Origin of the sequence: Pareuzebyella sediminis, assembly GCF_008367235.1 — a bacterium.
GTDB classification, from domain to species: domain Bacteria; phylum Bacteroidota; class Bacteroidia; order Flavobacteriales; family Flavobacteriaceae; genus Pareuzebyella; species Pareuzebyella sediminis.
Genome location: NZ_VTZS01000001.1, coordinates 654,912 through 671,173 on the forward strand (window position 1 = coordinate 654,912; position 16,262 = coordinate 671,173).

Consider the following 16,262-nt stretch of genomic DNA (forward strand, 5'->3'; position numbering starts at 1 on the left):
TTAACGGCTAAAATCAGGAATATCCTTTAAAAAGCGATACTTTTCGTGCTCAAAATCCATTTTACAATAGAAATGTTCTCGTCCATTGGTGACCATGAGATACTTGGCTCGTAACTGCAAGTTATACCGTGCAATTTGATCGAAAGTATTTTGATCTATGTTGATATCGGGAGATTTGCACTCCACCAAGATAGCTATAGCTCCCGTATTGGAAAAGACTACAACATCATAACGCTTTTTTAATCCGTTAACCGAAAGTTGCTTTTCGACATTGATGAGGCTTTTGGGATAGCCCTTTTGATCCATTAAGTATCTTACCGTATGCTGTCTTACCCATTCTTCAGGTTGGAGTACCACAAACTTTTTGCGGATAACATCAAAAATAAGGATGTTATTTTGGTTATTTTTGAACCTAAAGTCATATTCGGGAAAGTTAAGTGGCTGCATTCTAGCGGTTCGATTTTCTGAATACAAATTTGATGATTTTATTTGGATGGAGGAAGCACGACAAATCGTTACGGACATACGCAATGGAAATATCAAACCTATCTATTTCTTGTATGGCGAAGAAGCCTATTATATCGACGCCATCTCCGGATATATTGAAAAAAATATCTTAACCGAAGAAGAAAAGGGCTTTAACCAAATGGTGTTATATGGCCGGGACGTTACCATCGATGAAATCGTTTCAAACGCGAAAAGATATCCTATGATGGCGGAGAGACAAGTGGTCATAGTTAAAGAGGCACAAGATCTTTCAAGAACCATGGAACAGTTGGCCAACTATGCCAAAAATCCGCAACACACTACCGTACTCGTAATCTGTTACAAATACAAAAAACTCGATAAGCGAAAGCCCTTATATAAGGCGATACGTGAATTGGGGGTAGTGTTTGAGAGCAAGAAACTCTATGACAACCAAGTTTCGGATTGGATTCGAAAGAGCCTTCAAGGTCGGGGTTATAGTATATCGCATAAAGCGGCCATTCTTTTGACGGAGTATTTAGGAACGGATTTGAGTAGAATAAACAACGAGCTTGAGAAATTACAACTCATATTACCTAAACACACAGAAATCACCCCGGCCCATATTGAAGCGCATATAGGAATAAGCAAAGATTACAACAATTTTGAACTAAAAAAAGCGATAGGGGAGCGCAATATTGTAAAAGCCACGCGTATCATAAATTATTTTGCACAAAATCCTAAAGAAAACCCATTTGTACTTACCGTAGCATTGCTACACAATTTTTTCACCCAGTTGTTGCAGTACCACGGTCTGAACGACCACTCCCCAAAAAATGTGGCTAAAGTCTTGCGCATCAATCCCTATTTTGTCGGAGAGTTTCAAACCGCTGCCAAGAATTATCCCATGAAAAAAGTCAGTAGCGTCATCTCCAATCTACGTGAAATGGATTTAAAGGGAAAAGGAGTGGGTGGTAGTGCCCTTCCTCAAGCAGATCTATTAAAAGAGCTTTTGGTAAAGATTCTCTAACTATTTCCTATCGACACTATATTTACCGGGCCCTAAAAGAATTATAGATACAAAAACGATCAAGTAAAGCAAAGAAAGTTCTTTTCTTTGAAAGGGATCGCTAGCATGTACAATAAAAAATGCGACCATCATAGTAATCGCGGTCGGTATAGCCGCCCATCGGGTCTTAAAGCCGAAAATAATCAATATCGGACAAACAAATTCACCGAGAGTTGCCAAAAACAGGGATGGCATGGCCCCTAGGCCTATGGGGTCCCCGAATTCATCCCCATTGAGGAGCATTTGTAGTTTTCCATATCCGTGAGTCATTATTGTTATTGAAGCCCCTATTCTTAATAATAGAAGGCCTACGTCCCTTACTAATGCATTTTGCATATGTTCTTTGTTTTGTTTGTTTCCAAAAATATTGATTTTTTTAAGAACTGGTTAAAATGGTGAGGATAGTTTCAACCAATACATCGCAATCGGATTTTGTGAATGTAAGGGGAGGTTTAATTTTAAGTACATTGTCATAAGGACCATCGGTACTGGTCAAAATGTTATTTTTTCTGAGCAGATTCTTTATATGTGACGCTAAGCCGGTATTGGGTTCCCCTTCTTTATTCACAAATTCGACACCTAAAAATAGTCCGCTACCTCTGACATCCCCGATTTCAAAATGATCGTTTTGAATCATTCTTAAAAGGTTGATGAGATAATCACCGGTCTCCTTGGCATGTTGTTGCAGGTTCTCCTCTTCAATGACCTCCAAGACGGCTTTTCCAATAGCACATGAAACGGGATTTCCTCCAAAGGAGCTAAAAAATTCAGGGCCATTCTCAAAGCTTTTGGCTATTTCATGGGTTGTAACTACAGCGCCAATAGGATGTCCGTTTCCCATAGGCTTCCCTAAGATAACAATATCAGGTAAGACCCCATGCATTTCGAAGCCCCAGAAGAAATCGCCCAATCTTCCGAAACCGACCTGTACTTCGTCACTGATACATACTCCCCCTTGCTCTCTGATTTTTGGATATATCTTTTTCAGATATCCTTTGGCCAATGGAACTTGACCTCCGCAACCCACGATGGGCTCGGCAATGAAAGCGGCTATCTGATTTTTGTTTCGGTCCATTTCCGAAATGGAAAGATCGGCAAAATAAGCGCCCGCCCGTCCATCATCTTTTAAGTTTGAGTCAAAGGCATTCGGTAATGGTACTTGAACCACATTTTCTTGACGGCCAGGTCCTTCATTATGGTTGTACTTATAAGCACTTATGGAAATTCCTAGTTGAGTATTTCCATGATACCCGTGCTCTAAAACCATCAGTTTGTTTTTTCGGGTATGGTTCATCGCCAGACGAATGGCCAAATCGCTCGCTGCACTACCGGAATTCAAATAGAATACCTTGTTCAGCGAATCGGGAAATTTGGACAGAAGTTTTTCGCTATATGCTAAAATCTCCTCATAAATGTAACGCGTGTTCGTATTGAGCCTTGCCATAGCTTTTTGTCCTGCCCGAACCACTTTCGGATGGCAATGCCCCGATAACATAATATTATTATAGGCATCTAGAATGGCATTTCCTTGGCTATCATACATATATTGAAATGCCGAGCGAGACATGGCGATGGGTTCTTCGTAGCTCAAGGAAAGCGCGCTACTCAGTAGGGTGTTTCGCCTTTGTAGCTGACCGGCAGTATCAATTTTTTTGGTGGGAGGAAATCCTGCGGCCCTACGAAATTCATCTTGTGCCCTAATGGGATTTATAGTGATCATTTTCCGCAAAAGCCTCCAAGCAGGGCGTTCACTTATAGTAATATATTCGGAATGTGGCTTTTGGGTTTTAGTATAGGCAGAATTACAGACACTGGTACAAAGGCGGGCGGCGATTAGATAATAGAGAATATCCAACTCAAGTTGACGGAGCGGAAAAATTTCATGATACCCCTTGATCAATACAGTGGCGGTCTCCAATGGGTTTACCTTATCCATCATCACATAGGTGAGCGCAACCGCTATTTCGTTAACGATCCATGTATAGCACATATCACCGAAATCAATGATACCTGTAACCTTTCCGTTTTTAGTTAGCACATTCCAATCATTGGCATCATTATGAATAATTCCCTTTCGTAACAAATGCTGTACCGGATAGATGAGTTCATCATACTGTAGAAAGAAATAGTCGACCAAGCTTCTTTCTTTTGGATCTTTAATATACGGCAGGTATGCGAGGTTATTTTTAAAATGTTGTAAGTCCCATTGAATTTCCTTACTGGCAATAGCAGGCTCATAGCAGGCAACCGTCACTTTGTCCATATTGCCCAAGAAGTGCCCTAATGAATAGATCAGATGCGTATTATGGTCAACATCTCCCAAAAACTCTCCCTCTATAAAAGTCAAAAGCCTGTACAATTTCCCATCTTTGATGATAATTTTATCGCCCTCGATCGAAGGTATTACGGTGGGAAAATCAGAACTCGAATTTTTTGATAAAATACTTAAGATTTGGTCTTCACCCTTTAAAAGGGTTCTTGTAGATTCCTTATCCTCATATTCTTTTAAAATAAATACATTTTCGGTACAGCTAACTTTATAGTTGCTACTATCGTAACCCTCCAGTTCTTCAAGCTGCATTTTTTCTATACCGTAAAAGGTTTTGAGTAGGTCTTGTATCAATTCTTTAGTATGCACATTCATCTCTGGTAAAACTTGAGCTTAAATGTAATAATTATACGGATGGTAAACATTGACTTTTCTTCTTCAGAATATGCAAAAGAATTGCACTTTAGTCTAAGTTAGATTATATTTAATACTACAGAAAATTCATCACAAAATTCATCAATCATGAAACAATCGTTAGCAATCATTTTTTTAGTACTCTTGGGAACTCATTATATGGTGGCCCAAAATTTTGAGTTTAATCCCAATGACATAAACATCGCTTATGAGCGTTTTGTGCTACCAAATGGTTTAAAACTTTTGGTTCATGAAGACCATAAAGCTCCTATAGTTGCCGTAAACGTATGGTACCACGTTGGTTCAAAAAACGAAAAGCCAGGTAAAAGTGGTTTTGCGCATCTCTTTGAGCATCTTATGTTCAATGGAAGTGAAAATTTCAACGATGATTATTTTCAGGCCCTCGAACGTATTGGCGGAACCGATTTAAACGGTACAACGAATAGCGATCGCACCAATTATTTTCAAAATGTACCCGTCTCTGCGCTAGATCAAGTTCTCTTTTTGGAATCGGATCGGATGGGGCATTTACTGGGTGCTATTGATCAGGAAAAGCTAGACGAACAGCGAGGGGTAGTACAGAACGAGAAACGACAGGGAGAAAATCAACCCTATGGCAGACAACGTAATTTACTGACGAAGGCGATGTACCCTAAGGGGCATCCTTACTCATGGACGGTTATTGGGGAAATGGAAGATCTCAATGCCGCATCCCTTGAAGATGTACAAGAATGGTTTAAATCGTATTATGGGGCCGCCAATGCTGTAATTGCAATTGCAGGTGATGTAGATTCCAAACAAGTCTATCAAAAGGTGCTATCTTATTTTGGGGATATCCCCTCTGGCCCGACAATTATTAGACCTAAGGTTGACATTCCTAATTTTGATCACGATAGATATGACGTCTATGAAGACCGAGTACCTGAAACCCGAATACTTTTTGCTTGGAACACGCCACAATACGGCGCGAGGGAAGATATTCACCTCGATTTGATTTCTTCTATTTTAACCAATGGTAAGAATTCAAGGTTGTATAAAAAATTAGTGTACGAAGATCAAACCGCAAGTTCAGTGGTTTCTTATCAAGGCTCAAGTGAAATAGCTAGTACCTTCATAAGTTGGGTCAACGTAAAAGCTGGTGAAGATCCCGATAAGGTACAAGCCGTGTTCGAATCTGAAATTAACCGTCTTGTAAACGAAGGGCCTACCGAACGAGAATTAGAACGAGTGAAGGCCGACTACTATGCGGGATTTCTAAAGGGTCTGGAACGCATAGGGGGATTCGGTGGTATATCTGATAAATTGGCCTCAAATGAAACCTATTTTGACGATGCGGATCATTTCAAGACGACCTTAGGTTTCGTACAGGAGGCCACCGCGGATGATATCAAAAATACCGCTCAAAAATGGTTGTCGAAGGATAAAGGGAAATATACATTGATCTGTAAACCTTTTCCTGAATATACCATTGAGAAATCTTCGGTTGACCGCTCTAAACTTCCAGAACTCGGTGCACCTAAAGTTTCTAAGTTCCCAGAATTGGAAAGGGCGAAACTCTCAAACGGACTCGATATAGTTTTGGCAAAACGCAAAGGAGCCCCGACCGTAGTCATGAACTTAATGTTCGATGCAGGCTATAAAACAGATTTTCTTACCAGTGCCGGAACAGCCTCTTTGGCCATGAATCTTATGGATGAGGGCACAAAAAACCTCGACGCCCTTGAAATAAGTGAACAGCTACAATTATTGGGTGCAGATATCTATACCTATTCCAGCCAAGATAATTCAAACCTATATCTCAATACGCTAAAGCCAAGCTTAGATGCAAGTATTGATCTTTTTGCCGATGTGTTATTGAATCCATCCTTTGAACAAAACGAATTTGACCGCCTTAAAAACGAGCAGATCAATGCTATAAAGAGAGAAAAATCCCAACCTTTTTCTATGGCGCTACGGGTCATGAACAAATATTTATACGGAGAAGATCATCCCTATAGCAACCCTTATTCTGGTACCGGTTATGAAAAAACCGTTGAAAAATTAACACGCAAAGATGTTCAGAAATTCTATGATACTTGGATCAAACCCAACAATGCAACTTTGGTGGTTAGTGGCGATATTGATATGATCGACCTAAAGGCCAAGTTGGAAAAATCTCTTGGAAAATGGAAAAGGGCCAATGTTCCGAGTATACCTTTTAATAGGTCAAAGCTCAATTCAAAGAACACCTTATATTTGATAGATAGACCAGAGTCGCAGCAATCGGTCATTATCGCTGGACACTTGACTAAAAAGTACGGTGATGTTTCTGAAATAGCCCTCGAACAGATGGTGAGTATATTAGGCGGTAATTTCACCTCGCGTATCAACATGAATTTAAGGGAAGACAAGCATTGGGCCTATGGGGCAGGGGGGCTGGTACTGGGTGCCAAAGAAGAGCGGCCTTTTATTGTTTATGCCCCTGTTCAAACGGATAAATCTGCGGAATCGGTCACGGAACTTCGAAATGAAATTTCAGATTTTGTAACAAACAGACCTGCGACACAGGCAGAACTAGATAAAGTGAAGACCAATCAGGTGTTAAAACTTCCAGGACAGTGGGAGACCAATGCCTCTGTGAATGGTTCCTTGGTCAACCTTGTAAAATACGGATTGCCAGATGATTACTATCAGAAATACGACAGCAAGGTTAGAAATTTATCCTTAGAAGAGGTTCTGGATGTAAGCAAAGAGGTGGTACATCCCGAAGAAGTCAACTGGTTCATTGTCGGTGACCGGGCGAAAATTATTGATAACTTAGATGCACTGAACTTTGAGGAAATTATTGAAATTGATGCCGATGGCAACCCTGTTAAATCGGCTTTAAAGAAGACTCAAGTGGATTTGAAGAACTAAAGGATCTAATGACTTAGCGAAGCTCAGGATATTCTTCCGGGTTACTCTCGTGAAGAATCGCATAAACGCGTTCAAATATATCCTCAAGGTTCGGTTTAGAGAAATAATCACCGTCGGTACCGTAGGCTGGCCGATGTGCTTTAGCGGTCAAGGTTTGGGGAGCACTGTCTAAATATTTGTATGCCCCTTGTTTTTCAATTATCTCATTTAAAATATAGGCTGCACAACCTCCTGGAACATCTTCGTCAATAACCAATAATCGATTGGTCTTTTTAACACTTTCCAAAGTGTCGTGATTTATATCGAAGGGTAAAAGGGTCTGGGCATCGACTACTTCGGCATCGATTCCTACTTCCTTTAACTCTTCTGCGGCCTGCAAAACGATACGAAGGGTAGACCCGTAAGAGACGAGTGTGATATCGGAGCCTTTCCTTAAGGTTTCTACCCGACCTATGGGGGTACAGAATTCTCCTAAATTCAAAGGTTTTTCCTCTTTTAAACGGTATCCGTTTAAACTTTCAATAATCACTGCTGGCTCGTCGCTCTTTAGAAGTGTGTTATAAAAACCAGCAGCTTGGGTCATGTTCCTTGGTGAAAGAATATACATTCCGCGAAGCGAATGGATTAGACTCCCCATTGGTGAGCCCGAATGCCAAATACCTTCCAATCGATGGCCCCTGGTTCGAATAATCAACGGCACTTTTTGCTTGCCAAAAGTCCTATATCTCAAGCAGGCTACATCATCTGTAAGTGTGGCAAGGGCATAATATATATAATCTAAATACTGTATTTCGGCTATAGGCCTAAGTCCGCGGAGGGCCATGCCTGTACCTTGACCTACAATGGTCGTTTCACGTATACCTGTATCTGCAATTCGCAGTTTACCATATTTTTTCTGAAGGCCTTCAAGACCCTGGTTCACATCTCCGATGGCGCCAGTATCTTCCCCAAATACAAGAGCATTAGGATATTTCTCGAAAAGCTTGTCGAAATTGTCCCTTAAAATGATACGGCCATCTACTTTTTCTGGGTGCTGCCCATAAATGGGTTTAATTTCAGAAATATTAGTAGCACTGTTGGATGCCTCACTATAAAGGTTTGTACTGTACTTCGGTTGTGTCGTATTCAGAAAATCGTCAGTCCATCGAACAAGGGCATCTTTAGCAGTTGATTCTTCGCCCAAAAGATACCGAAGTGCTTTGCGTGAACTTACGGCCAAATCTTTTTTAAGGGGTTCTTCAATTGCAATAAGATCATTTTTGATTTTATTGATAAAGTTTTTGTTCGGGCTTTTAGCACTTACTTCGTTTAAAAGTCTCACCAATACTTTTTTCTGTTCTTTATGAATAGTCAAGTATTCGGACCACGCTTCTTTTTTGGCAGACCTTACCTCTTTTGAAATATTCTTTTCAATGTTCTTGAGTTCTTCTTCGGAAGTAATGCCCGTTTCCAAAATCCATTCCCTGAAACGTTTGTTACAATCGTTATTCTTTTCCCATTCTAGACGTTCCTGACTTTTATAACGTTCATGTGACCCTGACGAAGAATGACCTTGAGGCTGGGTAAGCTCGGTAACATGTATAATGACGGGGACGTGTTCTTCACGAGCTATATCGGAAGCATTTTCATAGGCGTGCATCAAAGCGGTATAGTCCCAACCTTTTACTTTGATCATTTCGTATCCTTGCTTTTCTTCGGTGCGCCGAAAACCTTCGAGCATCTCTGAAATATCTTCCTTGGTTGCATGATATTCTGCAGGCACTGATATTCCATAACCATCATCCCAAATACTAATAACCATGGGAACCTGGAGTACGCCTCCGGCATTTATCGTTTCCAAGAACATTCCTTCGCTGGTACTGGCATTGCCAATGGTACCCCACGCCACTTCATCGCCGTTGTTGGAGAATTTTGAGCTATCAATATTCTTCAGATGACGATACATTTTTGAAGCTTGGGCCAGTCCCAGTAATCGTGGCATTTGACCTGCCGTGCAAGAAATATCCGCACTACTATTTTTTTGCTTAGTCAAATCACGCCAGCTTCCATCTTCATTTAAGCTATAGGTAACATAATGTCCACCCATTTGACGACCAGCACTCATAGGTTCCATTGCGATATCGGTAGTCGCATAAAGTGCGTGAAATAGATCTTTGGGCGTCAAAAGTCCCAGTGCCATCATAAATGTTTGGTCTCTGTAGTAACCACTTCTAAAATCTCCATCCTTGAAAGACCTAGCCATGGCCAATTGGGGAAGTTCCTTACCGTCCCCAAAAATTCCGAACTTCGCTTTGCCCGTTAATACCTCTTTACGGCCCATTAAGCTACAGGTCCTGCTCAGTACAGCAATTTTATAATCATTCAAGATTTGTGTCTTGAAATCGTCAAAGGAAATATCATTGCTTGTCTGGGGCGAAATATCCATCAAAGAGGTTTGAGTTTCTACAAAAATAGGAAACGAGTAGCAGTTTTACAACGTAAAAAAGACATCCTAAATTGAAAAATCAACACCAAAATAAAGTAATCATTGAAAAAAATTCAATATCAAACTATCAGATTACTTGATTTTAAGAATTTGATAGAACTCATCAAAACCACTTACGTGTGAAGAGACCTATTAAGGTTTTAGGGCTTACAGTTACAATAAAGCGGATTTTCTCCCCATAGTCTGGCTGGGAAATTTCCCAGCCGTTATTGGAATACACAGGAAAATAAAGTTCAAAATAATCGGTCAATAAGTTTAACCTAACCCCTGAATCGTATACGAACTTACCATTTTGTCCCTTGTTCTTAACATATCCAGCATCGCCGTATACCTCTATCCAACGCCATAGGTTGACACTAGTATTGACTGTAGCCAAATAATCATTGGCAAAACGATAGCGTTCATCAAGGAATGACTTGAAACCACCTTCGGCAATTATGATTTGTTGACTGTATAATCCTGAATCTTCCGAACGACCTAAATAGCCATAGTCAAATAAATAATCTGTGGGTCTGTCTAAAGCAAAACTGAAATAATTAGGATCGGTATAGTCTGTTGTTTTGTTTTGAATAAATTTACCGAAGAAGAGCCTTAGGTTGAACTGCCGATTATTCTCGAACAACTTACGATATTCAAGCTCAAAAGACAATTTTGAAAAATCCTTGGCATATTGTACATCGGCAAACCAAGAAAAGAAATTAATTATGCCCGGGTTTCTGAAGGTGTACCTTGCATTGAAAACACTGTAGTCGGGTGGGGTCTCAAATTCGGTAAGACTTTCGTCTTTGTCCCTAAATACATTGACGTATCTGAAAGAAAGAAACTCCCTAGTATTCGAAATCAAATTATCAGGTCTCCATCCGAAGGAGAGAGAAGGAGTAATGGTAGAATATCTTGAATTTTCTTGAAAATGATACGTAGAACCGCCAATACCGTAGTTTGCAATATATAGCCCGCTCTTACTAAGATATTTTCGGTACTGTAGTTTTCCTGATCCTACAAAGGCCTTCTCCCTAAAAGAATACGATGGGGAAAAGTCATACACAAACGGCCGTTCTAAAAAGGTTTTATTATAGAGTCTAAGGCCGGGGGTCCATCCGTCATAAATATTAAAATTAAGAACCGGAACATAAAAAATCTGATTGTAATAAGGGTTTTCTGAGTCACGGAAGAAAGTGAACTTCATTTTTTTGTTACTTGAAAAGAATCCACCTAAAGACTTCCAATTATCGCGTTGATTGAATTCAGGAATTTTTTGGTCGTAATTCAGAACCAGTCGTTTTTCACCATTTTTCGGAATGGTCACCGTTTTTTCGGTTTCAATATTGGAAAACCAATATTTTGACACCACAGTATCGTTTTTGAGACCGAATAACGATATGGGTACATTGGTGCCGTTTTTGTTTTTTAGAGTTATTTCTAAAGAGTCTTCAGACTTGATTACCTTTTTTATTTTGAAATCGATTTTTCTATCGGTCGAAACATAATCTTCGAAGAACCAGTCGATGTCAGCATCAGTAGATCTTTTTAAGATTGATTCGAAATCAAAGGTTTTAACTTGGCTAAGTTTATAGTGTTCGTAAAACGTCTTGATGCTTTTGTCGACTTTATCTCTGCCGATATAACTTGCCAAATAGCTAAGGCCTAGTCCTGCCTTATATTTATTTGCAATCTTTTGATTGAATTTAATCAATGAATCGTTGGGAGTGCTCAGAGGTTGGTCAAGATTTCTTCGCGCCGCCAGCATGTATAAAAAGGGATACTGTTCATTGAAATCCATTTTGGCCAGATTGAAGCTACGGAGTCCCCATATTCTGGATAGTTTACCCAAAAGCTTTTGATCGGGGTAATAATCTTCCACGTAAGCTATCATTAGATAGTTGGCTATTGCATCGACCAACCACTGATCTTTTCTTGGATCAACGAAGAGGGTTTCTTCCAATATATTGATCAATGCGGTCTTCAGAAATTTCATTTCAAATTGAAATTGCTCCTCGTATGGCCTTATAAATGCCGGTAGCTGGTTGATACCGTAGAGTGGGTTCTTTTGGTAGTCAATTTCACTGACCAATAATTGAGAGTGCGGATATTTTCCCAGATTATTTTCGATAAACTCGGTTATTCTGCTAATGGAAATACTACGTAGAACTTGATCGTATTTGGAAGCTTCGATATCAGTAATTACCGTCATTTCAGGGGTGACATGGGTCATAAACCGTTTGTTGTTCGTCAAAATTATTTCACAGCTTTTTTGACGATTCCCTACCAGTTGTGTCAAATTACCTTGCGGAAATGTGCTTGTACCCAATATTCGAAAATTAGATGCCAAATACAAACTGTCAGGATATGAAAAGTTGACCGTCGTATTGGTCATTTCCGTATATAGATCCTCTAAATTTTTATTGGAGTATAAGCGCCAAGTACCATCAAAATAGGCCGGGGTGAGATACCAATCTTTCAGGTAGTAATTGTTCCTTTTATCGTAGCCGAAGGGCGTAAATTTATTTTCTGGGAGTTTAACGGAATAGGTTAGGAACAACTTGGCGGATTCCCCTGGTCGTAAGGGAGCGTTCAGGTATACCTTTAAGATGTCTTCTTCAGCCGTTCGTTCCCAATGAAGCCCCCTATAAGCATCATCTACCGCGCTTAGTATAGTGGTGAATCCTCGTTCTTCCTTTTTGGCCAAATGAAGACTTTTTTTGAACTCTTCGGCATACCGTTTGGCCAGACCGGTACTTTTACTGGAATAGGCGTTGGCCCAATCGTTGAAATAAATGGCCTCTAAAGTAACTTCGGAGCTGTTCCTGTAGCGCAATTCTTGTTGAATTCGTAGCTCTTTCGTATCCTCATCAAGATTCACTGTTAGTACATTCTCATGCTGACCGGTCATGTTTTCGAAGTAAAGAAAACTCACCAGAACAAGGCAAAAAGAAAGTATGGGGGAATTACTTCTCAAGAGAAATTATTAAAAATTAGGGCTTAGTGCGTGACCATTATAAAAAGCATCAATTATTTCAACAACCTCAGATTCAGAGTCAACGATTTGTATTAAGTCTAGATCGTGCGGACTAATATTCTTTACTTTCAACATGGTATTCCGAATCCAGTCTAACAGACCGCCCCAAAACTCAGTTCCTACTAAAATTATGGGAAACTTCTCAATTTTATGGGTTTGAATCAAAGTTATGGCCTCGAATAGTTCGTCTAAAGTGCCAAAACCGCCTGGCATTACCACAAAGCCTTGGGAATATTTGACGAACATAACCTTGCGAACAAAGAAATAATCGAAATCCAAGCTTTTATCTGCATCGATGAATGGGTTATCGTGTTGCTCGAAAGGCAAGTCTATGTTCAAGCCTACCGAGGTACCACCTGCAAAGTTCGCTCCTTTATTGCCAGCTTCCATAATACCGGGTCCCCCTCCGGTGATAATGCCGTATCCTGCTTCGGCAATGCTTTTGGCTATGTTTACAGCTAATTCATAGTATTTGTCCCCAGGTTTGGTACGGGCCGAACCAAATACCGAAACACAAGGGCCTATGGTGCCCATTTTTTCAAAACCATTGACGAATTCTCCCATAATCTTAAAAATAGCCCAAGAATCATTGGTTTTAATTTCGTTCCATCCTTTATGGTGTTGTTGTTTTCTCATAGTTGTACCATTGCATTTTGCTGCTTGTTCATTCAAGCACAGGACCTTGCGTGCCTTTTAGAACCTATAAAGTTCGTATCATTTTAATATTTAGTGGTCTACAGGGGCCATATGAAGTTCTTTTTTCAAATAATGGGCGGTATAGCTCTTCTCCTCGTTGGCTATTTCTTCTGGAGTACCTTTTGCAACAATCATGCCGCCAGCACGACCGCCCTCATAACCAATGTCAATAATGTAATCCACCATCTTGATCACATCCATATTATGCTCAATGACCAGCACTGTATTCCCTTTATCTACCAAACGGTTTAAAACTTCCATTAATACACGTATATCTTCAAAGTGAAGTCCGGTTGTCGGCTCGTCCAAGATATAAAAAGTATTTCCAGTATCACGTTTTGATAGTTCGGTGGCCAGTTTTATACGTTGTGCTTCACCACCCGATAAGGTTGTCGACTGTTGCCCTAATGATATATAACCCAACCCGACATCCTGTATAGTTTTCAACTTACGGTATATTTTAGGAATAGCCTCAAAAAAACCTACTGCTTCATTGATGGTCATCTCTAAAACATCTGCTATTGATTTTCCTTTGTATCGTATTTCCAAGGTTTCCCGATTAAACCTTTTTCCATTGCATGTTTCACATTCTACATATACATCGGGTAAAAAATTCATTTCGATCACTCGCAGCCCCCCACCTTGACAAGTTTCACAACGGCCTCCTTTCACATTAAAACTGAAACGTCCCGGTTTATAACCACGGATTGCCGCCTCTGGGGTTTTTGTAAACAAAGAGCGGATTTCACTGAAAACACCGGTGTACGTCGCAGGGTTTGAGCGAGGCGTCCGCCCGATGGGAGATTGATTAATATCGATTACCTTGTCGATAAACTCCAAGCCCTCAATCTTTTTGTAGGGCATTGGTTTTTTGACCCCATTGAAGTAGTGAGCATTCATAATGGGATACAGCGTTTCATTTATCAATGTTGATTTTCCGCTACCTGAAACGCCCGTTACCCCTATCATTTTACCCAATGGAAATTGTACGGTTATATTTTTGAGGTTGTTACCTGAACAGCCCGATAGGCGTATTATCTTTCCGTTACCTTCACGCCGGTTTTGAGGTATGGCGATTTCTTTTTTACCTGAAATGTAATCTGCCGTTAAGGTGTTGTGTTTTTTTAAATCTTCCGGGGGTCCCTCTGAGATGATTTCGCCTCCATGCTTACCTGCTCTTGGACCAATGTCAATGACATAATCGGCTTGCTCTATCATATCTCGGTCATGCTCTACCACAATAACAGAGTTGCCTATATCCCGAAGCGACTGCAAGGAATGGATCAATCTATTATTGTCTCGCTGATGTAAACCTATACTTGGTTCGTCGAGAATATAAAGAACCCCTACCAGTTGGGAGCCTATCTGGGTTGCTAGGCGAATACGCTGTGCCTCCCCACCTGAAAGGGATTTTGAGCTTCGGTTTAGCGAAAGGTAGTCAAGGCCTACGTCGAGTAAGAATTTAATTCTTGTCTTAATCTCCTTGATGATTTCTTCTGCGATTTTAAGTTGATTTCCTTTCAACTTATTCCCAAGGTCTTCAAAAAAAGCGGCCAGTTCAGCGATATCTAGATTAGCTAATTCGGCAATGTTTTTTTCTCCGACCTTAAAATTGAGCGATTCCTTGCGCAAGCGTGAGCCTTCACATTCAGGACAGGCAACTTTATCCATGTATTCTTTGGCCCAACGTTTAATCGACGTTGTACCCGCCTCTTTATATTGGTTTGATATAAAATTCGCTATACCTTCATAATCAATTTTATACGTACGTTTTACCCCAAGTGTTTTAGAGTTCACCTCAAAGCTTTCATTGCCACCATAAAGCAATATTTGCATGGCTTCTTCGGGTATTTTCTTGATAGGGTCTGTAAGCTCAAAGTTATATCGTTGACCAATAGTCTGAATTTGTTTAAACGCCCAAGAATTTTTATAGGCCCCTAGAGGTGCTATTCCACCTGATTTAATGGAAAGTTTTTTGTTCGGGAATATCTTTTTTTCATTGACCTGATAGACATGTCCTAGGCCATTACAATTAGGGCACATACCCTTTGGAGAATTAAAGGAAAAGGTGTTGGGCTCGGGTACCGGATAGGATATTCCAGTGGTCGGACACATTAAATTTCTACTAAAGTAACGGGCTTCCTCCAGACCTTCTTCCAACACCATAAGTACGTCGCCTCCGCTATACATGGCAGTATTAATAGATTCGGTCAACCGTTTGTCGATTTCTTCTGAAGGATTGACCTTAAGCCGATCAACTACAATTTCGATATCATGGGTTTTGTACCGATCTATTTTCATTCCCTTGACGATATCGGTTATTTCACCATCAATTCTGACCTTTACAAAACCTTGTTTAGCAATCTGCTCAAAAAGTTCCCGATAATGGCCTTTTCGAGATTTGATTACAGGTGCCAAAATATTGATTTTCTTGTCTTCGTAATCGCTCTTTATCAACGATTTAATTTGGTCATCACTATAACTTACCATCTTTTCGCCAGTGTTATAACTGTAGGCATCGCCGGCACGGGCAAAAAGTAAACGTAAAAAATCATAGATTTCCGTAATGGTGCCCACCGTAGAGCGCGGAGACTTTGATGTGGTCTTTTGTTCGATTGCGATAACTGGGGATAGACCGTCGATTTTATCTACATCGGGGCGCTCAAGTCCCCCCAAAAATTGACGGGCGTAGGCAGAGAAGGTCTCTATATACCTGCGTTGCCCTTCGGCGTATATAGTATCAAAAGCTAAAGAAGACTTACCGCTGCCCGAAAGGCCGGTAATTACGACCAATTTTTCCCTAGGGATGGTCACATCGATGTCTTTGAGATTGTGTACCCGGGCCCCTTTAACTTCTATATTTTCCTCGTAATTTATCATTTTCAATAGCAAAGGCGCAAAGGTACGGTTTTGACAAATAATAATGAACTCGCTCCCTTTCTTATGTTTGATA

The 16,262-nt window shown here is 40.3% G+C and carries 9 protein-coding genes; 2 read left to right on the forward strand and 7 right to left on the reverse strand.

What is annotated here, in order from left to right; translation table 11 throughout:
* Nucleotides 1–447, reverse strand: coding sequence for a type I restriction enzyme HsdR N-terminal domain-containing protein (locus tag F2B13_RS02600; protein ID WP_232625180.1), 447 nt, complete (start codon nucleotides 445–447; stop codon nucleotides 1–3).
* Nucleotides 448–493: 46 nt separating this feature from the next.
* On the opposite strand from F2B13_RS02600, the gene holA reads away from it, so the two are divergent.
* Complete coding sequence (gene holA / locus F2B13_RS02605) at nucleotides 494–1,495, forward strand: DNA polymerase III subunit delta (RefSeq protein ID WP_149275725.1); 1,002 nt, start codon at nucleotides 494–496, stop codon at nucleotides 1,493–1,495.
* Here the strand turns inward: holA and F2B13_RS02610 are convergent, their stop codons facing one another.
* Both F2B13_RS02610 and F2B13_RS02615 read right to left on the reverse strand, forming a co-directional pair.
* The gene (locus tag F2B13_RS02610) at nucleotides 1,496–1,870 is read right to left on the reverse strand and encodes a DoxX family protein (protein WP_149275726.1); all 375 of its coding nucleotides are present in this window, start codon (nucleotides 1,868–1,870) and stop codon (nucleotides 1,496–1,498) included.
* Between the two features lie 40 nt (nucleotides 1,871–1,910).
* Nucleotides 1,911–4,178, reverse strand: coding sequence for an aminotransferase class III-fold pyridoxal phosphate-dependent enzyme (locus F2B13_RS02615; protein ID WP_149275727.1), 2,268 nt, complete (start codon nucleotides 4,176–4,178; stop codon nucleotides 1,911–1,913).
* A gap of 147 nt (nucleotides 4,179–4,325) precedes the next feature.
* On the opposite strand from F2B13_RS02615, the gene F2B13_RS02620 reads away from it, so the two are divergent.
* On the forward strand, nucleotides 4,326–7,112 hold the full coding sequence (locus tag F2B13_RS02620; protein WP_149303029.1) for a M16 family metallopeptidase: 2,787 nt from the start codon (nucleotides 4,326–4,328) through the stop codon (nucleotides 7,110–7,112).
* A gap of 13 nt (nucleotides 7,113–7,125) precedes the next feature.
* Here the strand turns inward: F2B13_RS02620 and F2B13_RS02625 are convergent, their stop codons facing one another.
* The 4 genes from F2B13_RS02625 to uvrA form a co-directional block, all read right to left on the reverse strand.
* A complete protein-coding gene (locus F2B13_RS02625; RefSeq protein WP_149303031.1) occupies nucleotides 7,126–9,537 on the reverse strand; it encodes an alpha-ketoacid dehydrogenase subunit alpha/beta in 2,412 nt (803 codons plus the stop codon).
* Nucleotides 9,538–9,700: 163 nt separating this feature from the next.
* The gene (locus tag F2B13_RS02630) at nucleotides 9,701–12,487 is read right to left on the reverse strand and encodes a metalloprotease (protein WP_232622988.1); all 2,787 of its coding nucleotides are present in this window, start codon (nucleotides 12,485–12,487) and stop codon (nucleotides 9,701–9,703) included.
* A 75-nt stretch (nucleotides 12,488–12,562) separates the two neighbouring features.
* Nucleotides 12,563–13,249, reverse strand: coding sequence for an LOG family protein (locus F2B13_RS02635; RefSeq protein ID WP_149275730.1), 687 nt, complete (start codon nucleotides 13,247–13,249; stop codon nucleotides 12,563–12,565).
* A gap of 90 nt (nucleotides 13,250–13,339) precedes the next feature.
* Nucleotides 13,340–16,189, reverse strand: coding sequence for an excinuclease ABC subunit UvrA (gene uvrA / locus F2B13_RS02640; protein WP_149303033.1), 2,850 nt, complete (start codon nucleotides 16,187–16,189; stop codon nucleotides 13,340–13,342).
* Nucleotides 16,190–16,262: the final 73 nt, after the last annotated feature.

Coding starts and splice junctions, on each gene's coding strand:
- F2B13_RS02600 (WP_232625180.1), bottom strand. CDS start 447: ATGCAGCCACTTAACTTTCCCGAATATGACTTTAGGTTCAAAAATAAC.
- holA (WP_149275725.1), top strand. CDS start 494: ATGGAGGAAGCACGACAAATCGTTACGGACATACGCAATGGAAATATC.
- F2B13_RS02610 (WP_149275726.1), bottom strand. CDS start 1,870: ATGCAAAATGCATTAGTAAGGGACGTAGGCCTTCTATTATTAAGAATA.
- F2B13_RS02615 (WP_149275727.1), bottom strand. CDS start 4,178: ATGAATGTGCATACTAAAGAATTGATACAAGACCTACTCAAAACCTTT.
- F2B13_RS02620 (WP_149303029.1), top strand. CDS start 4,326: ATGAAACAATCGTTAGCAATCATTTTTTTAGTACTCTTGGGAACTCAT.
- F2B13_RS02625 (WP_149303031.1), bottom strand. CDS start 9,537: ATGGATATTTCGCCCCAGACAAGCAATGATATTTCCTTTGACGATTTC.
- F2B13_RS02630 (WP_232622988.1), bottom strand. CDS start 12,487: ATGACCGGTCAGCATGAGAATGTACTAACAGTGAATCTTGATGAGGAT.
- F2B13_RS02635 (WP_149275730.1), bottom strand. CDS start 13,249: ATGAGAAAACAACAACACCATAAAGGATGGAACGAAATTAAAACCAAT.
- uvrA (WP_149303033.1), bottom strand. CDS start 16,189: ATGATAAATTACGAGGAAAATATAGAAGTTAAAGGGGCCCGGGTACAC.